The 20,699-nt window shown below is 46.1% G+C and carries 18 protein-coding genes and 21 tRNA genes; 31 read left to right on the top strand and 8 right to left on the bottom strand.

The window, feature by feature from the left end; all coding sequences use genetic code 11:
- Window positions 1-159 precede the first annotated feature (159 nt).
- From kdsA to hemA, 6 genes are read right to left on the bottom strand one after another with little or no spacing between them, the layout of a single operon-like run.
- On the bottom strand, window positions 160-1,011 hold the full coding sequence (gene kdsA / locus DBX26_RS03680) for a 3-deoxy-8-phosphooctulonate synthase (RefSeq protein ID WP_005384095.1): 852 nt from the start codon (window positions 1,009-1,011) through the stop codon (window positions 160-162).
- A gap of 52 nt (window positions 1,012-1,063) precedes the next feature.
- Window positions 1,064-1,873 carry a SirB1 family protein gene (locus DBX26_RS03675; protein ID WP_014231069.1) on the bottom strand — a complete coding sequence of 270 codons (810 nt, stop codon included), beginning with the start codon at window positions 1,871-1,873 and terminating at the stop codon, window positions 1,064-1,066.
- Between the two features lie 5 nt (window positions 1,874-1,878).
- Window positions 1,879-2,262 carry a SirB2 family protein gene (locus DBX26_RS03670; RefSeq protein ID WP_014231068.1) on the bottom strand — a complete coding sequence of 128 codons (384 nt, stop codon included), beginning with the start codon at window positions 2,260-2,262 and terminating at the stop codon, window positions 1,879-1,881.
- Between the two features lie 36 nt (window positions 2,263-2,298).
- Window positions 2,299-3,159, bottom strand: a complete 861-nt coding sequence (gene prmC, locus DBX26_RS03665) for a peptide chain release factor N(5)-glutamine methyltransferase (RefSeq protein ID WP_118117884.1) — start codon at window positions 3,157-3,159, stop codon at window positions 2,299-2,301.
- Between the two features lie 3 nt (window positions 3,160-3,162).
- Entirely contained in the window at window positions 3,163-4,251 is a 1,089-nt protein-coding gene (prfA, locus tag DBX26_RS03660) for a peptide chain release factor 1 (protein ID WP_014231066.1), read from the bottom strand.
- A 29-nt stretch (window positions 4,252-4,280) separates the two neighbouring features.
- Window positions 4,281-5,537 carry a glutamyl-tRNA reductase gene (gene hemA / locus DBX26_RS03655; protein WP_014231065.1) on the bottom strand — a complete coding sequence of 419 codons (1,257 nt, stop codon included), beginning with the start codon at window positions 5,535-5,537 and terminating at the stop codon, window positions 4,281-4,283.
- A gap of 134 nt (window positions 5,538-5,671) precedes the next feature.
- Here hemA and lolB point away from each other — a divergent pair, with 134 nt between their 5' ends.
- From lolB to DBX26_RS03525, 26 genes are all read left to right on the top strand, one after another.
- Window positions 5,672-6,310: a lipoprotein insertase outer membrane protein LolB gene (lolB, locus tag DBX26_RS03650; protein ID WP_118117882.1), complete on the top strand. Its 639-nt coding sequence runs from the start codon at window positions 5,672-5,674 to the stop codon at window positions 6,308-6,310.
- On the top strand, window positions 6,307-7,179 hold the full coding sequence (gene ispE / locus DBX26_RS03645) for a 4-(cytidine 5'-diphospho)-2-C-methyl-D-erythritol kinase (protein WP_020333321.1): 873 nt from the start codon (window positions 6,307-6,309) through the stop codon (window positions 7,177-7,179). The genes lolB and ispE overlap by 4 nt, the downstream gene beginning before the upstream one ends.
- Before the next feature lie 28 nt (window positions 7,180-7,207).
- Entirely contained in the window at window positions 7,208-8,152 is a 945-nt protein-coding gene (locus DBX26_RS03640; protein ID WP_014231062.1) for a ribose-phosphate pyrophosphokinase, read from the top strand.
- A 180-nt stretch (window positions 8,153-8,332) separates the two neighbouring features.
- The gene (gene pth, locus DBX26_RS03635) at window positions 8,333-8,923 is read left to right on the top strand and encodes an aminoacyl-tRNA hydrolase (RefSeq protein ID WP_014231061.1); all 591 of its coding nucleotides are present in this window, start codon (window positions 8,333-8,335) and stop codon (window positions 8,921-8,923) included.
- A 10-nt stretch (window positions 8,924-8,933) separates the two neighbouring features.
- Complete coding sequence (gene ychF, locus DBX26_RS03630; RefSeq protein ID WP_014231060.1) at window positions 8,934-10,025, top strand: redox-regulated ATPase YchF; 1,092 nt, start codon at window positions 8,934-8,936, stop codon at window positions 10,023-10,025.
- Window positions 10,026-10,309: 284 nt separating this feature from the next.
- A tRNA-Met gene (locus tag DBX26_RS03625) sits at window positions 10,310-10,386 on the top strand.
- Between the two features lie 38 nt (window positions 10,387-10,424).
- Window positions 10,425-10,509 (top strand) — tRNA-Leu (locus tag DBX26_RS03620).
- 31 nt (window positions 10,510-10,540) lie between these two features.
- Window positions 10,541-10,615 (top strand) — tRNA-Gln (locus DBX26_RS03615).
- 78 nt (window positions 10,616-10,693) lie between these two features.
- A tRNA-Met gene (locus DBX26_RS03610) sits at window positions 10,694-10,770 on the top strand.
- A gap of 89 nt (window positions 10,771-10,859) precedes the next feature.
- Window positions 10,860-10,944: transfer RNA gene (locus tag DBX26_RS03605), tRNA-Leu, on the top strand.
- Between the two features lie 29 nt (window positions 10,945-10,973).
- Window positions 10,974-11,058, top strand: a tRNA-Leu gene (locus DBX26_RS03600).
- A gap of 31 nt (window positions 11,059-11,089) precedes the next feature.
- Window positions 11,090-11,164: transfer RNA gene (locus DBX26_RS03595), tRNA-Gln, on the top strand.
- Between the two features lie 33 nt (window positions 11,165-11,197).
- Window positions 11,198-11,282: transfer RNA gene (locus tag DBX26_RS03590), tRNA-Leu, on the top strand.
- Between the two features lie 29 nt (window positions 11,283-11,311).
- Window positions 11,312-11,386, top strand: a tRNA-Gln gene (locus DBX26_RS03585).
- Between the two features lie 53 nt (window positions 11,387-11,439).
- Window positions 11,440-11,524, top strand: a tRNA-Leu gene (locus DBX26_RS03580).
- A gap of 29 nt (window positions 11,525-11,553) precedes the next feature.
- Window positions 11,554-11,628: transfer RNA gene (locus DBX26_RS03575), tRNA-Gln, on the top strand.
- 53 nt (window positions 11,629-11,681) lie between these two features.
- Window positions 11,682-11,766 (top strand) — tRNA-Leu (locus DBX26_RS03570).
- A gap of 23 nt (window positions 11,767-11,789) precedes the next feature.
- Window positions 11,790-11,866, top strand: a tRNA-Met gene (locus tag DBX26_RS03565).
- A gap of 53 nt (window positions 11,867-11,919) precedes the next feature.
- Window positions 11,920-12,004 (top strand) — tRNA-Leu (locus tag DBX26_RS03560).
- 37 nt (window positions 12,005-12,041) lie between these two features.
- Window positions 12,042-12,116 (top strand) — tRNA-Gln (locus DBX26_RS03555).
- A 69-nt stretch (window positions 12,117-12,185) separates the two neighbouring features.
- Window positions 12,186-12,270 (top strand) — tRNA-Leu (locus tag DBX26_RS03550).
- Between the two features lie 23 nt (window positions 12,271-12,293).
- Window positions 12,294-12,370, top strand: a tRNA-Met gene (locus tag DBX26_RS03545).
- A 46-nt stretch (window positions 12,371-12,416) separates the two neighbouring features.
- A tRNA-Leu gene (locus tag DBX26_RS03540) sits at window positions 12,417-12,501 on the top strand.
- 29 nt (window positions 12,502-12,530) lie between these two features.
- Window positions 12,531-12,615, top strand: a tRNA-Leu gene (locus DBX26_RS03535).
- A 42-nt stretch (window positions 12,616-12,657) separates the two neighbouring features.
- A tRNA-Gln gene (locus tag DBX26_RS03530) sits at window positions 12,658-12,732 on the top strand.
- Between the two features lie 53 nt (window positions 12,733-12,785).
- Window positions 12,786-12,870 (top strand) — tRNA-Leu (locus DBX26_RS03525).
- 133 nt (window positions 12,871-13,003) lie between these two features.
- Here DBX26_RS03525 and DBX26_RS03520 read toward each other — a convergent pair.
- On the bottom strand, window positions 13,004-14,179 hold the full coding sequence (locus tag DBX26_RS03520; RefSeq protein WP_118119741.1) for a 2-octaprenyl-3-methyl-6-methoxy-1,4-benzoquinol hydroxylase: 1,176 nt from the start codon (window positions 14,177-14,179) through the stop codon (window positions 13,004-13,006).
- A gap of 335 nt (window positions 14,180-14,514) precedes the next feature.
- On the opposite strand from DBX26_RS03520, the gene miaB reads away from it, so the two are divergent.
- From miaB to lnt, 5 genes are all read left to right on the top strand, one after another.
- Window positions 14,515-15,939, top strand: a complete 1,425-nt coding sequence (miaB, locus tag DBX26_RS03510) for a tRNA (N6-isopentenyl adenosine(37)-C2)-methylthiotransferase MiaB (protein WP_118117878.1) — start codon at window positions 14,515-14,517, stop codon at window positions 15,937-15,939.
- 72 nt (window positions 15,940-16,011) lie between these two features.
- A complete protein-coding gene (locus tag DBX26_RS03505) occupies window positions 16,012-17,109 on the top strand; it encodes a PhoH family protein (RefSeq protein WP_014231057.1) in 1,098 nt (365 codons plus the stop codon).
- Window positions 17,110-17,111: 2 nt separating this feature from the next.
- Complete coding sequence (gene ybeY, locus DBX26_RS03500; protein ID WP_014231056.1) at window positions 17,112-17,576, top strand: rRNA maturation RNase YbeY; 465 nt, start codon at window positions 17,112-17,114, stop codon at window positions 17,574-17,576.
- 104 nt (window positions 17,577-17,680) lie between these two features.
- Window positions 17,681-18,580 carry a CNNM family magnesium/cobalt transport protein CorC gene (gene corC / locus DBX26_RS03495; protein WP_014231055.1) on the top strand — a complete coding sequence of 300 codons (900 nt, stop codon included), beginning with the start codon at window positions 17,681-17,683 and terminating at the stop codon, window positions 18,578-18,580.
- A gap of 34 nt (window positions 18,581-18,614) precedes the next feature.
- The gene (gene lnt / locus DBX26_RS03490) at window positions 18,615-20,132 is read left to right on the top strand and encodes an apolipoprotein N-acyltransferase (protein ID WP_118117876.1); all 1,518 of its coding nucleotides are present in this window, start codon (window positions 18,615-18,617) and stop codon (window positions 20,130-20,132) included.
- 41 nt (window positions 20,133-20,173) lie between these two features.
- Here lnt and DBX26_RS03485 read toward each other — a convergent pair whose 3' ends face one another.
- Window positions 20,174-20,644 carry a zinc ribbon-containing protein gene (locus tag DBX26_RS03485; protein ID WP_118117874.1) on the bottom strand — a complete coding sequence of 157 codons (471 nt, stop codon included), beginning with the start codon at window positions 20,642-20,644 and terminating at the stop codon, window positions 20,174-20,176.
- Between the last annotated feature and the right edge of the window lie 55 nt (window positions 20,645-20,699).

The following is a 20,699-nucleotide window of genomic DNA, read 5'->3' as shown; positions in this document are numbered from 1 at the left end:
GTACGAAACGACAAGTGGGCTATTCTAACGTATTGATTTTTAATTATGGCCAATTGTCATCTGATCTCAAATTTAACAATGACAGTTTGAGACTTCGGTTATTCCAGACAAAAAAATAGCCAACATAGAGCTGGCTATTTTCTCGTTTGGTAACATTACTTATTTAATGTCGATGTCCGCAAAGCTCTTGATAAGGTCGTCAAGTGACTTCATTTGCGCCAAGAATGGTTCTAGCTTGTCCAGTGGCAGCGCAGAAGGACCATCACAACGTGCTTGATCTGGGTTCGGGTGGGCTTCGATGAATAAGCCCGCAATGCCTGTTGCAAGGCCTGCTTTTGCCAATTCAACCGTCTGTTCACGACGACCGCCAGATGCCGCGCCTGATGGGTCACGCATTTGTAGAGAGTGCGTCACGTCAAAAATAATTGGGCTGCCTTTTGAAGCGTTTTTCATAACGCCAAAACCAAGCATGTCTACCACTAGGTTGTCGTAACCATGGCATGAACCGCGTTCACATAGAATGATTTTATCGTTACCACACTCTGCAAACTTCTCTACGATGTTACCCACCTGACCAGGGCTCATAAACTGAGGTTTTTTCACGTTGATAACCGCGCCTGTTTTCGCCATCGCTTCAACAAGGTCAGTTTGACGTGCTAGGAACGCAGGAAGCTGAATAACATCCACTACGTCTGCAACTGGCTGTGCCTGAGCTTCAGTGTGAACATCCGTGATAATTTTCACGCCAAAGGTGTCTTTAAGCTCCTGGAAGATCTTCATACCTTCTTCAAGGCCAGGGCCACGGTATGAGTGAACAGAACTGCGGTTTGCTTTGTCGAACGACGCCTTAAATACGTAAGGAATACCCAGTTTTTCAGTTACTTTTACGTAGTGCTCACAGATCTGCATCGCAAGATCACGAGACTCGAGAACGTTCATACCTGCAAATAGGGTGAATGGCTTGTCGTTAGCAACCTGAATGTCGCCAATATTAACGATTTTCTGTTCCATTTTGATTCTCTTTTTCTATTCACGATAAGCTTCAGAGCGCCTATCGGTAACATTAGTGTAGTGTGGTGTGCTTCTCAGTCATCACGTTTACTTGTGATTTTAGTAGCTCTGAAGCCGGATCATCCGGGCACTGGTCAATAAAGTACTGGAAATCAGACGCCGCGACCTGATGGCACTCTAACTGCTGAAAGATAAACCCGCGATCTCGAATCTCATATGGGTCATCTGGTACAAACGTCAGTGCGAGGTTGGTACAACGTAGTGCCAACGTGTAGCGCTCTTCACGTAGCATGGCACTTTTGATCAGCGCAAGCCAACGGCCAATAACTGTCGGATTGTCCGCTTCTTCGAAATGCTCCGGCTTGAGCTGTGCTAGTGGGCCGTCTTGGCCAATTAACCAAGCCTGAAGAATTCGTTCGCCTACGTATTCGCCGTTAAACGGATTAATGTAATCTGGCGTCTTGTGCATCCAATCAATTTTCAGCAAAAACTGCGTTGGAAAAGTAATGCCTTTTAACGGGAAACCGAGCTTGTTACCCAGATACAATAAAATCGAGCCCAAACTGACTGGAATGCCTTTTTTACGCTCTAACACTTTATCGATAAAGCTGTTATCAGAGTTAAAATACTCTTGGTCATCGCCTTTAAAGCCCCACTCCTGGAAGAATAGGCGTAAAAACGAATCGAAGCGCTGCTCTTCATTCGTTTCATGAACCAAAGCCACTTCAGCTTCTTGGTATAGGCGTTCCAGCTCTTGTTTTGCCCAATGTACATTCGTCTCAGGATCGACAGACTTGTTAAGCTCTAACGCGCCTTCCACCAACGCCATATTGTCAAAATCTTCGTCAAAAAACTCAACCATGACTGTTACCCAAATAAAGTCGGACTCTTAGACACTGCAATATTAGCGGCCATCACTAACCAGCCTAATGCGCCGAAGAAACCGAAAATTTGTAGTAGTTTGTTTTTGGCTAACTTCAAAGCGAAGAAGCCCAGAGCAATGTACGCTAACACGCAAGTGATCTTGTTGGTTAACCAAGGCGCTGCGTCAGTGAATGGAATGAAGCCTGTTACGAAGATCAGAGCGATACCAGATACGAGTAGCGCAGTATCAACAATATGCGGGAACACTTTCAAAAAACGGTTGTTACGTTTTGGCGAGTTCATCATCATTAACACAAAGCGAATCGACAACAATGTCGCACTAAGTGCAATGGTCACGAGGTGAATATGTTTTAGAGCTACGTACATTTTTCTTCTCTTAGTTTAAATTTGCTGACTTTCTCGTTATTGTTCAGCGGCAAAACAACCAAGGGTCACCCGGTCATTGCCAGCGTAATCTTGTTCAGTAACGACTTGTTGATAGCCAAAGCTACACATGATGTCTCTCACCGCTTGCCCCTGATCGTAGCCGTGCTCGAAAACAAGCCAACCGCCCTCTTCAAGGTACTGACGAGCAGCATCAGAGATATGACGAATATCCGCCAACCCGCCTTCATCAGCCACAAGTGCAGATTTGGGTTCAAAACGCACATCACCTTGAGCTAAGTGCGGATCTTTCTCATCGATATACGGGGGATTAGAAACAATAAGAGCAAACTTTGTTCCCGGAGCAACAGGTTCGAACCAACTTCCCTGAGCAAACGTCACATTTTTGATATTGAGTTGCTCAGCATTGTACTCGGCCAACTCTTTCGCTTCTTGCTTAAGATCGACACCCATCACCTGACGATTCGGCATCTCAGAAGCCAAAGCTAAAGCGATAGCACCCGTTCCAGTACCCAAATCTAGGATAGAACCACTCTGCTCAAAGGTTTTATCTAAGGCAACTTCCACCAAGCGCTCGGTATCCGGTCTTGGAATCAAAGTAGAAGGGGAAACTTTCAGTGGCAAAGACCAGAACTCACGCTCACCAATAATATAGGCAACCGGTTCACCCGCTAAACGTCTCTCAAGCAAAGCATCAAACTGCACTTGTTGTTCAGCTTCTAGGATTCGTTCAGGCCAGGTAAGTAGATAACTTCTTGGTTTGCCAAGGACATGACAAAGCAGGACTGCCGCATCGAGAGAAGGCGACTCTTTGCCGCCCTCTGTCAGTTTTGCTGTGGCACTTTTCAGTGCTTGCTCAATAGATTGAACTTGAGTCATCGATTAAGCGTTCTCAGCTAGCGCCGCTAGTTGGTCTGCTTGGTGCTCTTGAACAACAGGGTCGATCAAGCTTTGCAGGTCACCTTCCATCACTTCATTCAAACGGTAAACCGTCAGGTTGATGCGATGGTCTGAAACGCGACCTTGAGGGTAGTTGTAAGTGCGAATACGGTCACTACGGTCACCAGAACCTAGCAAGTTACGACGAGTGTCTGACACTTCAGCCGCGCGCTTCGCTTCTTCAGCCTGAATAATACGTGCAGCAAGAACGGCCATCGCTTTCGCTTTGTTTTTGTGCTGTGAACGCTCGTCCTGACACTCTACCACGGTACCCGTTGGTAAGTGGGTAATACGGATTGCAGAATCGGTGGTGTTAACGTGCTGACCACCCGCGCCAGAAGCACGGAAAGTATCGATTTTAAGGTCTGCTGCTTTAATCTCTGGGATTTCAGCTTCAGGAATTTCAGCCATAACCGCAACGGTACAAGCAGAAGTATGCACTCGGCCTTGAGATTCAGTTGCTGGAACACGCTGTACACGGTGGCCGCCTGACTCAAATTTCAATACACCGTAAGCACCATCGCCGCTTACTTTGGCAATCATCTCTTTGTAACCGCCGTGCTCAGCTTCATTTGAAGACATCACTTCAATGCGCCAGCCTTTTTTCTCCGCGTACTTGCTGTACATACGGAATAGATCACCCGCGAAAATACCCGCTTCATCACCACCGGCACCTGCACGAATTTCCAGGAAACAGTTGCGATCGTCGTTTGGATCTTTTGGCAGAAGAAGAATTTGCAGTTCATCAGCAAGGCGCTCGATAGTAGCTTTCGCTTCTTTGATCTCTTCTTGCGCCATTTCACGCATTTCTTCGTCGTCTTCGTTAGCCATCTCTTCAGCGGCGATAAGATCATCTTGCGCTTGTTGATAAGCCTGGAAGCACTTAGTTACTTCTTCTAGCTGAGAGTACTCTTTAGATAGAGCACGGAATTTATCCTGATCTCCAATTACGTCAGGATCACCAAGAAGATGTTGAACTTCTTCGTAACGTTCTACTAGCGTTTCTAGCTTAGTCAGAATAGAGGCTTTCATAGTGTCGTTTTCTTAATAAAAAGCGTGAGTTATAGATCATCCAAACCGAGTGTTTGGCGGATAATCGTTAATTTTGCTGGTTCGCCTTGCTCCGCTGCACTCTGAAGTGCTCGAGTTGGGGCGTGAATCAGTTTATTGGTGAGTTTATTACTGAGCTCGCGCAGAACTTTTTCCGGGTCTGTGCCAGCCGCCAATGATTGCAAGCTTTTGCTCAATAAATCTTCACGTATATTGTTTGCTGACTCGCGATAATCGCGAATACTGTCGACCGCTTGTAGTGAACGCAACCACGTCATAAACGCAGCACTTTCCTCACTCACAATCGCTTCTGCCTGAATGGCTTCTACTTTTCTCTGCTCAATATTGCTGTCAATAATCGACTGCAGGTCATCAACAGAGTACAGGTAAGCGTCATTAAGCTCACCAACTTGAGGCTCTACGTCGCGCGGTACCGCGATATCAACCAGTAAGATAGGTTGATGACGACGTTTTTTCAGCGCCGTTTCGACCATACCTTTGCCAATAATAGGCAGCGGGCTTGCCGTAGAACTAATAACAATATCTGCTCTGGCAAGGTGATCAGGAATTTCGTTTAAGCTGATCACCTCTGCTCCAAACTGGTCCGCTAATCCTTGTGCGCGCTCTTTGGTGCGGTTAGCCACAATCATTTTAGAGCAGCCGTTAGAGGCTAAGTGTTTGGCAACCAGTTCAATGGTTTCTCCCGCACCAACCAAAAGAACCGTAGAGTCAGACAGTGATTCAAAAATATGTTTCGCCAGTGTACATGCCGCATAGGCCACCGACACGGCATTGCCACCAATATCCGTCTCTGTACGCACACGTTTCGCAACAGAAAAAGTTTTTTGGAAAAGCTTATCAATCGACGCATCAACCGTTTGGTGTTCACGCGAGTCGGAAAAAGATTGCTTCACTTGTCCTAAAATCTGCGGCTCACCCAATACCAGAGAATCGAGACCGCATGAGACGCGCATTAAGTGCTTGATAGCAGATTGCTCTTCATGCACATACAAACTCGGCATCAGCTCTTCCCGGCTCACGTCATGAAACTCAACCAGCCAATCGATTAGCTTGTTACGTGCCCCTTGCTTTACGTCGCAATACAACTCGGTTCGGTTACAGGTTGAAATAATAACACTGCCGTTTACCGCTTCGTGCTTTCTAAGTTGCTCGAGGGCCGGGCCGAGTTTATCCGGTCCAAACGCCACCTTCTCGCGCAAGTCGACAGACGCTGTATTGTGATTAATTCCAATAGCAAGCAAGGACATCTAACGTGGTATCTCTGAGATCGATTATGAAATAGGTTCAGAATTTTACTGTAAGCACGCATTTATTGAAAGGGCAAGCCGGATTTGTTTTCCTAACTGCGACTTTTCAATGCTATAGTTGTGAGCGAATACCGATGAAACTGATTAATAAGCCATCAAACATGACCTTACGCCCCTTTATAATATTTGTCTTGTCGAGTCTGATACTCGCTGGCTGTGGCTCTGTTCCGGAAAGTATCACCAGCGTGGAATGGCAAACACACGAAAAAAAACTTGAAGCGATTCATGATTTTCAAGTAACTGGCAAACTTGGCTATATTGGGCCAGACCAAAGACAAAATCTTAATTTCTTCTGGAAACACTCAACGGCACTCAGTCAACTGCGTTTGACGACGATTCTTGGTCAAACCGCATTAAACCTAACCATCACTCCAGACGGTGCTACGGTAGAGACTTACGATGACCAGGTGCTTTCTGCGCGTCATGCCAACCAACTAATATTCCAATTGACCGGATTAATGATGCCGGTAGAGCATATGCCTGACTGGCTACTCGGTTTACCAACCAACGCAGACACGTTCAAACTCTCCTCAACCAATACACTGCAAGCCTTGAATAAGCAGATTGGCTTAAACGACTGGAACATCGATTACCAACGCTACAGCGATGTAAAATGGCATGAGCAAGCACTGCCGCTACCAAACCGATTAAAGCTGACTACGTCGGACGTTAAAATAAACCTCCTGATCACCAAATGGAACATCACCCAATGATCGACATTTCAACCCGCTGGCCTTCACCGGCGAAATTGAATCTCTTTCTTTACATCAATGGCCGAACCGAAAACGGTTATCACGAACTCCAAACGCTTTTCCAATTCGTGGATCATGGTGACGAACTCACCATTCAAGCCAATAAGACTGGAAACATCACCCTAACTCCGGAAATTGAAGGTGTTCCTCTTCAAGATAATTTGATTTGGAAGGCCGCGACTGCGCTGCAAGAATACGCACAATGTCATTTAGGTGCGCACATTGATCTTAAAAAAGTTTTGCCGATGGGCGGTGGGATTGGTGGCGGATCATCGAACGCCGCGACAACTCTGGTGGCACTTAACTACCTTTGGCAACTGAATCTCAGTGATGATGAACTTGCTCAAATTGGCTTGAAACTTGGCGCTGACGTGCCAGTATTTGTACGTGGGTTTGCTGCCTTTGCTGAAGGTGTCGGAGAAAAGCTTTCTCCGGCTTATCCAGAAGAAAAGTGGTACCTCGTCGTAAGACCTAACGTCTCGATCGCGACCGTTGACGTATTTCGTCACCCAGATTTAACACGAAACACCGCAAAACGAGATCTAGCCACACTTTTGGACACACCAAACGTAAACGATTGCGAAAAAATTGTCCGAATGCTCTATCCGGAGGTTGATAAGCAACTTTCTTGGCTGCTACAATACGCGCCGTCAAGATTGACTGGGACAGGATCTTGCGTTTTTGCTGAATTTTCGAGCAAATCAGAAGCAGAAACTCTCCTTGCGCAACTCTCTGATGATGTCTCGGCATTTGTCGCTCAAGGGCGCAATATTTCGCCATTAAAAGAGACTCTGGCTGAATACCAATCAGCCACACACCGACCTAATTAAAACTGGACGCAAACCCGAGGTTTCCACCGTGCCTGATATGAAGCTATTTGCTGGTAATGCAACACCTGAACTAGCCCAACGTATTGCTGATCGTCTTTACATCTCTCTTGGTGATGCATCTGTTTCTCGCTTTTCTGATGGCGAAGTTGCAGTTCAAATCAATGAGAATGTTCGTGGTAGCGATGTTTTCATCATTCAATCCACTTGTGCACCGACTAACGACAACCTAATGGAATTGGTTGTTATGATTGATGCAATGCGCCGTGCTTCAGCAGGCCGTATCACTGCAGTTATCCCTTACTTTGGTTACGCTCGTCAAGACCGTCGTGTACGTTCTTCTCGTGTGCCAATTACTGCAAAAGTTGTTGCTGATTTCCTATCTAACGTTGGTGTTGACCGCGTTCTGACTATCGACCTACACGCAGAGCAGATTCAAGGCTTCTTCGATGTACCTGTAGACAACATCTTCGGTACTCCAGTACTACTAGAAGACATGCAAGCTCGTGGCCTGGAAAACCCTGTAGTGGTTTCTCCTGACCTTGGTGGTGTTGTCCGTGCTCGTGCAACGGCAAAAGCGCTAGGTGATATCGATATCGCTATCGTTGATAAGCGTCGTCCACGTGCAAACGTTTCTGAAGTGATGAACCTAATCGGTGATGTTGAAGGTCGCGACTGCGTGATCGTTGATGACATGATCGACACTGGCGGCACACTATGTAAAGCAGCAGAAGCGCTGAAAGAGCGCGGTGCTAAGCGTGTATTCGCTTACGCAACTCACGCTGTATTCTCAGGTAACGCGGCACAAAACATCGGCAACTCTGTACTAGACCAAGTGATCGTAACCGACTCAATCACTATGTCTAAAGAGATGGAAGCGACAGGTAAAGTAACTACACTAAGCCTATCTCGCATGCTGGCTGAAGCGATTCGTCGTATCAGCAACGAAGAGTCAATTTCTGCAATGTTCAACTAATTCGGACATTTCAGTTACACTGATTTTTAAAACACCCCTTTTGGGGTGTTTTTTATTTGTGCGCAGGACACAGCCAATGGTGGCACATTGAGGAAATGATCAATCTCAACCGAGTTCCCCCACTGTCAGTTTTCTGTGCTATCATACTGCGCTTTTTGAGATTCCAGAGAGATCCTAACCTTGAGTCAACCAATCAAACTTCTCGTTGGTCTTGCTAATCCGGGACCAGAATACGCCAAAACTCGCCATAATGCGGGCGCTTGGGTTGTAGAAGAATTAGCACGCGTTCACAACATTACGCTGAAGAACGAACCAAAGTTCTTCGGATTGACCGGACGTATCATGGTCAACGGACAGGATCTCCGTTTGCTTATCCCAACCACTTTCATGAATCTTTCGGGAAAATCCATCGCCGCGATGGCGAAGTTTTACCAAATAAAACCAGAAGAGATCATGGTTGCTCATGACGAGCTAGACTTACCGCCAGGTGTCGCTAAGTTTAAAAAAGGTGGCGGTCACGGTGGTCACAATGGCCTGCGTGACACAATAAGCAAATTAAGCAACAACAAAGATTTTTATCGTCTTCGTATCGGCATTGGCCATCCGGGACACAAAGATAAAGTGGCAGGTTTTGTACTAGGTAAAGCTCCAGCTAAAGAACAAGAGCTTTTGGACGCCGCGACCGATGAATCGGTACGTTGTCTAGACATTCTGATCAAGGATGGCCTATCAAAAGCACAAAATCGCCTCCACACGTTCAAAGCTGAATAAGGTTACTATCATGGGTTTTAAATGTGGCATCGTTGGTCTACCTAACGTTGGTAAATCAACTCTGTTTAACGCACTAACTAAAGCAGGCATCGAAGCAGCAAACTTCCCGTTCTGTACGATCGAACCAAACACTGGTGTAGTTCCTGTGCCAGATCTACGTCTAGATGCACTAGCAAAGATCGTTAACCCACAGAAAGTGCTGCCTACTACAATGGAATTCGTCGACATCGCCGGTCTGGTAGCGGGTGCATCACGTGGTGAAGGTCTAGGTAACAAATTCCTGGCAAACATCCGTGAAACTGACGCGATCGGCCACGTTGTACGTTGTTTCGAAAACGACAACATCGTTCACGTAGCAGGTAAAGTATCTCCAATTGAAGATATTGAAGTTATCAACCTTGAGCTAGCAATGGCTGACCTTGATTCTTGTGAGCGCGCGATCCAGCGTAACGCAAAGAAAGCAAAAGGCGGTGATAAAGACGCGAAATTCGAGCTAACTGTGCTTGAAAAGCTTCTTCCAGTGCTAACAGAAGGCGGTTCAGCACGTACCGTTGAGCTTGCTAAAGAAGAACTAGCTGCAATTGGCTACCTAAACTTCCTAACGCTAAAGCCAACCATGTACATCGCTAACGTGAACGAAGATGGTTTTGAAGACAACGCATACCTAGATGCTGTACGTGAATTTGCAGCAAAAGAAAACAACGTTGTTGTTCCTGTATGTGCGGCTATCGAGTCAGAAATGGCTGAGCTAGAAGATGACGAGCGTGAAGAGTTCCTGGCAGACCTAGGCATCGAAGAGCCAGGTCTGAACCGCGTGATTCGCGCAGGTTACGAACTGCTAAACCTACAAACTTACTTTACCGCTGGCGTAAAAGAAGTTCGTGCATGGACAATCCCTGTCGGTGCAACCGCGCCAAAAGCAGCAGCGAAGATCCACACTGACTTTGAAAAAGGCTTCATCCGTGCGGAAGTTGTTGGTTACGACGACTTCATCGAATTCAACGGTGAAAGTGGTGCGAAAGACGCAGGTAAATGGCGTCTAGAAGGTAAAGAATACATCGTAAAAGACGGTGATGTTATTCACTTCCGCTTCAACGTTTAATTAAATGAATGAATTTTAAACACTTCATTTACATAAAAAGCCAGCATGATTGCTGGCTTTTTTTATCCCTTCAACAAAAGACCTGAAGTTAACTACCTAGCTGCAAGCGATTTTTTTTCCAGTTTTAGATCATAAACACGCCTCTTTGTTTAAAAAGGAAGCGAACGAGGTTTTTTCCGAGATTTATTTAAAAAAACTGTTGACGGATCTTACTCAACTTCGCATAATGCGCGCCGTTCCCGACAACAAGGCAACGAAGTGTTGAGAACGAAAAATATGGTTTTGGCTACGTAGCTCAGCTGGTTAGAGCACATCACTCATAATGATGGGGTCACAGGTTCGAATCCCGTCGTAGCCACCATTTCTAAATGCTCTTTGAAAGAGTGATTAGGAATAGATGCGGAAGTGGCGGAATTGGTAGACGCACCAGATTTAGGTTCTGGCGCCGCAAGGTGTGAGAGTTCAAGTCTCTCCTTCCGCACCATATTTTAAGTAGTTGTAAGACTACTGCCTGCAGGTCTATCGCCAAGCGGTAAGGCAGCGGCTTTTGATGCCGCCATTCCCTGGTTCGAATCCAGGTAGACCTGCCACTATTCAAAGTGGAGATTCCTTGATAAAGGGGTTGTCACTTAGAGCGCGAAGGTTTATATTGTCTCGCTCAAAAAGATGGCTACGTAGCTCAGCTGGTTAGAGCACATCACTCATAATGATGGGGTCACAGGTTCGAATCCCGTCGTAGCCACCATTCTTTCTTTTTGAAAGAACTATCTTTGTGATAAAGAAAAACAACTATTAGTTTTTACCAATTAACTGATGGTTTATAGAGTTCAAGACGCGGAAGTGGCGGAATTGGTAGACGCACCAGATTTAGGTTCTGGCGCCGCAAGGTGTGAGAGTTCAAGTCTCTCCTTCCGCACCATCTTGATTTAACTCTATTAAAGAATATATGCGGAAATGGCGGAATTGGTAGACGCACCAGATTTAGGTTCTGGCGCCGCAAGGTGTGAGAGTTCAAGTCTCTCTTTCCGCACCATATTTTAAGTAGTTGTAAAACTACTGCCTGCAGGTCTATCGCCAAGCGGTAAGGCAGCGGCTTTTGATGCCGCCATTCCCTGGTTCGAATCCAGGTAGACCTGCCACTATTTAAATTATTGAGTTTTCTCAGTAATTATGCGGAAGTGGCGGAATTGGTAGACGCACCAGATTTAGGTTCTGGCGCCGTAAGGTGTGAGAGTTCAAGTCTCTCCTTCCGCACCATATTTTAAGTAGTGAAAACTACTGCCTGTAGGGCTATCGCCAAGCGGTAAGGCAGCGGCTTTTGATGCCGCCATTCCCTGGTTCGAATCCAGGTAGCCCTGCCATATACAACGACGTTGAGATTTTACCAATTATCTTGATGTCTATAGATTAAGTTGCGGAAGTGGCGGAATTGGTAGACGCACCAGATTTAGGTTCTGGCGCCGTAAGGTGTGAGAGTTCAAGTCTCTCCTTCCGCACCATATTTTAAGTAGTGAAAACTACTGCCTGTAGGGCTATCGCCAAGCGGTAAGGCAGCGGCTTTTGATGCCGCCATTCCCTGGTTCGAATCCAGGTAGCCCTGCCATACAAAACGATATTGAGATTTTACCAATTATCTGAATATCTAAAGATCAAGATGCGGAAGTGGCGGAATTGGTAGACGCACCAGATTTAGGTTCTGGCGCCGCAAGGTGTGAGAGTTCAAGTCTCTCCTTCCGCACCATTCTTGATTAAACAATTTGAGATGGCTACGTAGCTCAGCTGGTTAGAGCACATCACTCATAATGATGGGGTCACAGGTTCGAATCCCGTCGTAGCCACCATTTATAACGTTATTTAGGTTTTACCAATTACCTTTATAACTACAGAATAAGTTGCGGAAGTGGCGGAATTGGTAGACGCACCAGATTTAGGTTCTGGCGCCGCAAGGTGTGAGAGTTCAAGTCTCTCCTTCCGCACCATTTATTCATAATAAGTAGTTTTTGACTATTTATTTGTAGGGCTATCGCCAAGCGGTAAGGCAGCGGCTTTTGATGCCGCCATTCCCTGGTTCGAATCCAGGTAGCCCTGCCATTATTTTCCTTGAAATACAGGAATGATATTGAGATTTTACCAATTATCTGAATATCTAAAGATCAAGATGCGGAAGTGGCGGAATTGGTAGACGCACCAGATTTAGGTTCTGGCGCCGCAAGGTGTGAGAGTTCAAGTCTCTCCTTCCGCACCATTCTTGATTAAACAATTTGAGATGGCTACGTAGCTCAGCTGGTTAGAGCACATCACTCATAATGATGGGGTCACAGGTTCGAATCCCGTCGTAGCCACCATTGATTAGATTGAAAGCCTAAGCTTACAGTCATGTAGATTTAAGATGCGGAAGTGGCGGAATTGGTAGACGCACCAGATTTAGGTTCTGGCGCCGCAAGGTGTGAGAGTTCAAGTCTCTCCTTCCGCACCATCTTAAACTCATCTACAATATCAAAATATGCGGAAGTGGCGGAATTGGTAGACGCACCAGATTTAGGTTCTGGCGCCGTAAGGTGTGAGAGTTCAAGTCTCTCCTTCCGCACCATTCTTTCTTTTTAGAAAGACATAGTCTCATGACTATACCTGTAGGGCTATCGCCAAGCGGTAAGGCAGCGGCTTTTGATGCCGCCATTCCCTGGTTCGAATCCAGGTAGCCCTGCCATACAAAATGATATTGAGATTTTACCAATTATCTTGATATCTACAGATTAAGTTGCGGAAGTGGCGGAATTGGTAGACGCACCAGATTTAGGTTCTGGCGCCGCAAGGTGTGAGAGTTCAAGTCTCTCCTTCCGCACCATTATCGGAAAACCCAGCATTAGTTTGCTGGGTTTTTTCTTTTTTCTGTTTCTGGACTCGATGAATCTCTGATTTGTCGAATTAAAAAAGCGAGCTCTTGGCTCGCTTTTTTTCTATCTGCTATTTATTTCTGATCACATACCCAACGCGTATTTCAACACTTGCGCTTTAATTGGCCCTGAATGTTCAGCCAACTTTAATGCCGCATTGCGTGCAAGCTTCAAAGGCCCTAAATCATTGCTAAAGCCTTTGTAGAAAAAGTCCATACCCGTTTGCATTAACAGATTATCAGGACGACGTGCTCGCTCATATTTGGCCAAAAGCGGCTCAGTGAGTTCTTCCTGACCTTGTGTAACCGACAGCAACACATCAACATCTTTAAAGCCTAGGTTCACACCCTGCCCAGCTAACGGGTTAATGGTATGAGCGGAATCTCCGACGAGTACACAGCCTCTATTCGAATATGACTGAGCATGACGGCGAGTTAAAGGGAATGAACCAAACTGCAGAACCTCTATATCCCCTAACTCTTTCGGGAAGTAACTTATAATTTCGTTTTTTAATTGTGGCTTGGTCATGGCACCAAGTTGCTTGATGCGTTTTGGCGAATCATACCAAACCAGAGATCCTTGCCCTACTTCCTGACCATCTTCAGTAAGTGAACATAAAGGTAAGAAAGAGCGAGGACCACTTGGCGTAAACTGTTGCCAGGTAATATCTTGTTGAGGCAACTCGGTCTTTACGTTGATCAGCATACAGTGTTGGCGATAATCCCAAGCCGTGATCCCGATTCCGGCAAGCTGACGCACTTTTGAGTTAGCACCATCGGCGCCAATCACCCATTGGGCCTCAAATTGCTTACCACTCTCTAAAGTCACTCGATTAACGTCACCAAATTCGATTGTTTTTAGGCGTTCAGGACACTCTACAGTGAGGTTGTCATGGTTATCGAAGGCTTGCCATAAACCTAACTGAATCAGGCGGTTTTCAACAATATAACCAAGTTGCTCTAGAGACAGTTCATCGGAATGGAATCGCGTGCGGCACTCTGGATGCTCCCATGTTTCCAAACGACGGTAAGGACAGACACGCATCGCTTGGATCGATGCCCATGCACCTAGTGATTCAAGCAACTTAACGGATTGGTGTGAGATGGCGGATACACGAATGTCCATCGCTTGTGACGGTTCAAACGCCTTTGGCTCTGAGCCTTCGACGACAACAACACTTCTGCCCTGCTGTGCGAACCCTATCGCGATTGCCGCTCCAACCATGCCTCCACCGATTACGGCGATGTCATATCTGTTCATTTTTTGTTCTTCATTATCTTGATTAAATTGCCTTTTCAATTGTACTTTCAGCCAATCCATTTACAAAACGGTTTATTTTCCCTCTTCCTAAAGATGCGGGCTCTGCGTAAATTTACCCATTTGTAAACCGAGTGTTTCTGCCTGATTTGCGAGCTAAAAAACCTTGTTCGATATAAGGCAAAAGCCTAGATTTCATCAGGCTTTGCAGAGAATTAGCCAGATCACTAGTCAGGTGCTTTTTAAAGCAGTACAATACGCCGCTTACCGCCGTGATGGCGGCTATAATTTGAGCAATAGCTCTCCGATTTAAGTACAACTGAACGAGCGAAAGTGAGATGAGTAAGAAACTGCTAATTAAAACCTGGGGCTGCCAGATGAACGAATACGATTCATCAAAAATGGCCGACCTGCTTAATGCTGCAAACGGCTATGAGCTGACGGAAGAGCCAGAGGAAGCAGACGTACTTCTACTTAACACCTGTTCGATCCGTGAAAAAGCGCAAGAAAAAGTTTTCCACCAGCTTGGCCGTTGGAAAACACTAAAAGATAAAAAACCTGGCGTAGTCATCGGCGTGGGTGGTTGTGTAGCAACACAAGAAGGCGACCACATTCGTGAACGTGCACCGTACGTTGACGTTATTTTTGGTCCACAAACTCTGCACCGCCTGCCAGAGATGATCAAACAGTCTCAATCTGACGATGCTCCAGTCATGGACATTTCTTTCCCAGAAATTGAGAAGTTCGACCGCCTGCCTGAGCCACGCGCGGAAGGTGCAACGGCATTCGTTTCAATTATGGAAGGCTGTTCTAAGTACTGTACTTACTGCGTAGTACCATACACACGTGGTGAGGAAGTTAGCCGTCCGATGGATGACGTATTGTTCGAGATCGCTCAGTTAGCGGAACAAGGCGTACGTGAAGTTAACCTACTAGGTCAAAACGTAAACGCATACCGCGGCCCAATGCACGACGGTGAGATTTGTTCATTCGCTGAACTGCTTCGTCTGGTTGCATCTATCGATGGTATCGACCGTATTCGTTTCACAACTAGCCACCCGCTAGAGTTTACAGACGACATCATTGCTGTTTATGAAGATACACCAGAGCTAGTAAGCTTCCTGCACTTGCCAGTACAAAGTGGTAGTGACCGTATCCTAACCATGATGAAGCGTCCACATACAAGCATCGAGTACAAGTCTATCATCCGTAAATTGCGTAAAGCGCGTCCTGATATTCAGATCAGTTCTGACTTTATCGTTGGTTTCCCTGGTGAAACAGACAAAGACTTCCAAGACACAATGAAGCTGATCAAAGACGTAGACTTTGACATGAGCTTCAGCTTTATCTTCTCTCCACGTCCTGGTACACCAGCAGCGGATTACCCATGTGATGTATCTGAACAAGAGAAGAAAGAGCGTCTATACGAACTTCAACAAACGATTAACCAACAAGCTATGCGTTACTCTCGCTTAATGCTTGGTACAGAGCAGCGTGTACTGGTTGAAGGCCCTTCTAAGAAAAACCTAATGGAACTGCGCGCTCGTACAGAAAACAACCGTGTAGTAAACTTTGAAGGTAACGCCGACCTAATTGGTCAGTTCGTAGACGTGAAAATTGTAGACGTATTTGCAAACTCATTGCGTGGTGAGCTAGTACGTACTGAAAAAGACATGGACCTTCGTAGTGTGATTTCACCAACGCAAATGATGGCGAAAACACGTCGCGAAGATGAGCTGGGTGTAGCTACTTTTACGCCTTAAGCTCGTACAAATAGCCATGGAGAGCCTGGTCGTTATCAGGCTCTCAGTAAATGGCAAAAATGAGAGGCAACATTGAGCAATAAAATAGTAACTCTAGAAATCAACCTAGAACCTTCAGACAACCGCCGACTAGCTAGCCTGTGCGGTCCTTTCGATGACAACATCAAGCATTTAGAACGCCGTCTGGGCGTTGAAATCAACCACCGTAGTGACCACTTTACCATTGTTGGTAAACCACACACTTCTGCTGCTGCACTGGATATCCTGAAATCACTTTATGTCGATACCGCACCTGTGCGTGGCGAGATCCCAGACATCGAACCTGAGCAGATCCATTTATCGATTAAAGAATCAGGCGTTTTAGAACAAAACACTGAATCAAACATTGAACACGGTAAAGAAGTGTTCGTGAGAACCAAAAAAGGTGTGATCAAACCACGTACTCCTAACCAGGCTCAATACTTGGTTAACATGGTGACTCACGATATCTCGTTTGGTATTGGCCCGGCAGGTACAGGTAAGACTTACCTTGCAGTAGCGGCAGCGGTTGATGCTTTAGAGCGTCAAGAAATCCGTCGTATTCTTTTGACTCGTCCAGCGGTTGAAGCGGGTGAGAAACTGGGCTTCCTGCCTGGCGATCTCAGCCAAAAGGTTGACCCATACCTTCGTCCACTGTACGACGCACTGTTCGAGATGCTAGGCTTTGAGCGCGTGGAAAAACTGATTGAGCGTAACGTGATTGAAGTTGCACCACTGGCTTACATGCGTGGTCGTACCCTGAATGATGCCTTTATCATTCTGGATGAAAGCCAAAACACTACCGTAGAACAAATGAAAATGTTCCTGACGCGTATTGGCTTTAACTCACGTGCAGTCATCACTGGTGACGTGACTCAGATTGACTTGCCGCGCGGTGCAAAATCAGGTCTTCGTCACGCAATCGAAGTACTGAGTGAAGTCGACGACATCAGCTTTAACTTCTTCCAGGCAGATGACGTTGTGCGTCACCCTGTTGTGGCTCGTATTGTTAACGCGTACGAGAAATGGGAAGCGCAAGACCAGAAAGAGCGTAAAGAGTTTGAAAAGCGTCGCCGTGAAGAGCGTGATGCCAAACTGCTTGAAGCGGCAAAAGCTGAGCTAAGCGCTCAAGTTACTGCGACTAAGGAATAAAGATGGCGATTGAACTTGATCTTCAACTGGCAGTCGAAAACGAAGAAGGCTTGCCTTCTCAGGAAGACTTTCAACTGTGGCTGGATAAGACCATTCCTCTGTTTCAGCCGCAGGCAGAAGTCACCATTCGTATCGTCGATGAGCAAGAGAGTCACACTTTAAATCACGACTATCGTGGTAAAGATAAACCGACTAATGTGCTATCTTTCCCATTTGAAGTACCTCCGGGTATGGAAATGGATCTGCTTGGTGACTTGATTATTTGTCGTCAAGTAGTTGAAAAAGAGGCGATAGAACAGAATAAACCTCTGTTAGCACATTGGGCGCATATGGTTGTACATGGCAGCTTGCATCTGCTAGGTTATGATCATATCGAGGATGACGAAGCCGAAGAGATGGAGTCCCTCGAAACAGAAATCATGCAGGGTATGGGTTATGAAGACCCTTACATTGCTGAAAAAGAGTAACCTCGGTTGCTCAACAGGGAAAGGCGAATCACCTACATTACCCTCGTGTTCGCCTTTCTACGTGAGCTATCACACTTCTGATAGCGTTACTTAATTGAGAAACAATGAACGAAGATAATTCTCCCTCTTCTAGCGAAGGTAAGAAAGAAAAGGCAGAAGGTCCGAGTAGAAAGTCCTTCTTTGAACGTCTAGGTCAACTTTTCCAGGGCGATCCTAAAGACCGCCAAGAGCTTGTGGATGTTATCCGCGACTCAGAAGAAAATGACCTGATTGACCACGACACCCGCGATATGCTCGAAGGTGTTATGGAAATCTCCGAAATGCGCGTGCGTGACATTATGATCCCGCGTTCGCAAATGGTTACTGTTGAGCGCACTTACGATTTAGATACGCTAATCGCGCTAATCACGGATGCTCAACACTCGCGTTACCCTGTTATCAGCGAGGATAAAGACCATGTGGAAGGCATTCTACTTGCGAAGGACTTACTCAAATACTTAGGCTCAGGCAGCAACCCATTTGATATTGAAGAAGTAATTCGACCTGCAGTCGTGGTTCCGGAAAGCAAACGGGTCGACCGCCTGCTAAAAGAGTTCCGCGAAGAACGCTATCATATGGCGATTGTTGTCGATGAATTCGGCGGCGTTTCAGGCCTCGTAACCATTGAAGATATCCTTGAAGAAATTGTTGGTGATATCGAAGATGAGTTTGACGAGTCGGAAGAGACTGACATTCGTAAGCTAAGCAAACATACGTTTGCTGTCAGAGCTCTGACAACGATTGAAGAGTTTAATGAGACATTCGGCACCAACTTCAGCGATGAAGAGGTGGATACCGTTGGTGGTATGGTAATGACTGCCTTTGGTCACCTGCCTTCTCGTGGTGAACTGGTTGAAATTGAAGGCTATAACTTCAAAGTCACCGCTGCCGATAACCGTCGTGTCATTCAACTCCAAGTGACGATTCCAGACGAAGAAACACTGGTTGAAGCCACTCAAGAGTAACGCGATACCCTACCGGGAATATCAGAAAAATATAATGATGAATGTACTCTTTCATCGCCTCAAGCGGCCTTTAGTGGCCGCTTTTGTTGGCGCTTCCACAACACTGGCTTTTGCTCCTTACCAACTATGGCCTATCGCTATTCTTAGCCCTGCGATACTGCTTATCCTTCTTGCCAACCAAACGCCTAAACGCGCACTTTGGATTGGTTATTCATGGGGCCTTGGTCAATTTGCTACCGGCGTCAGCTGGGTATACGTCAGTATTGCTGGCTTTGGCGGTATGCCGCTGATTGCCAATCTATTCTTAATGGGTCTGTTAGTTGCCTATCTGGCGATCTACTCGGGTCTGTTTGCCTGGCTGAAAAACAAGTTCTTTCCTCAATTCACCTTAACTACCGCACTGCTCGCTGCGCCTGCTCTCTGGCTGATTACCGATTGGCTACGTGGCTGGGTAATGACAGGTTTCCCATGGCTATGGCTCGGATACAGCCAGATTGACGCCCCGCTGGCGAGCTTTGCTCCAATTGGCGGTGTAGAGCTTCTCACTCTGTTTATTATCATATCTGCTGGCGCATTGGCATACGCTTGGTTAAATAAACAGTGGCTAGTGGTGGTAATACCGGCTGTACTTTTGAGCACAGGTTTTGGTATCCGTCAGTATGATTGGGTGACGCCTCGTTCTCAGGACGTCACCAAAGTCGCGCTGATCCAAGGCAATGTCGACCAAAAACTGAAATGGCTGCCAACACAGCGCTGGCCAACCATTATGAAGTACACCGATTTGACTCGTGAAAACTGGGATGCGGACATCATTGTCTGGCCAGAAGCCGCGATTCCGGCGTTTGAGATTGAAGTGCCTTCATTTCTACAGAACTTAGACAGTGCTGCGAAAATGAATAACAGCGCCATTATCACTGGTGTGGTGAATCAGGACGAAGACCGACAGTTCTACAATAGCATTCTTTCTCTCGGAGCGACGCCATATGGCGATTACAGCTTTGACTTAACAGAACGTTACCATAAGCATCATTTGCTGCCATTTGGTGAGTTTGTGCCGTTTGAGGACATCTTACGCCCACTTGCGCCTTTCTTTAATTTGCCGATGTCTTCATTCAGTCGTGGGGATTTTGTGCAGCCAAACATCGTCGCTAATGGCATGCATATGGCACCTGCGCTGTGTTATGAAATCATTTTTAACGAGCAGGTTCGTCAAAACGTCAACGACGAAACAGATTTCATCCTCACGCTTTCTAACGATGCGTGGTTTGGGCATTCGATTGGTCCACTTCAGCATATGGAAATCGCCCGTATGCGTGCACTGGAGCTAGGCAAGCCTCTGATCCGCTCAACGAATAACGGATTAACTGCCGTCACCGACCACAAAGGTAAGATTATCGAGCAGGTACCGCAGTTTAAAACGGCAGTGCTGCGTGCAGAACTGACTCCAACCGATGGGAAAACGCCCTATCGACTCGTTGGCACCTGGCCATTGTATATTTGGGTAGCATTAAGTTTGATGCTCGCTTGGTGGATACCAAGAAAGAAAAACTAATCAACTAAAAAGAGGCCAAACGGCCTCTTTTTTCATACTTGTTAAGGTTTTAAAGACCGGCGACTAAAGCCAGTATGACCACATTTGATACACGGAATAATAACGGTTGGATGGTTATACGTGGTTTTATGACCACACTCATCACACACTAAAGTACCCAAACCAATCACATCACCAGCTTCATACAGGCCTTGATGCTCGAGGTCATCAAATAACTCAACCCATTCAACCTTGGTTCGGTCAGTAATTTCTAACAATCCTTGCCAGATTGAATCTGCAATCGTTAGGTAAAAAGGACCACTTTTACTGTCTTCGTAATTTTCTGAAAACTCTTTTAAGTCAGATTTGACGTACGCTTTAATCAAAGCCAACTCATCTTTGGTCAGGTCATTCGCGGCTTCCACCACTTTGCCTGACGTCTCTATCGCTTTGTTAACTTCTTCAGGACTGTGCTTCAAGGTTTCGATCACATCCTCGAGCATTTCCTCATAACCTGTTTTACGTTTAGGCATAACTGACCTCCATCTTTCTCCTACCTGCGTGACTTGAGTACGCAAGGGTACAGAT

Source organism: Vibrio sp. dhg (assembly GCF_003443775.1).
GTDB lineage: Bacteria > Pseudomonadota > Gammaproteobacteria > Enterobacterales > Vibrionaceae > Vibrio > Vibrio natriegens.
This window is presented reverse-complemented; position numbering and strand designations above follow the sequence as displayed.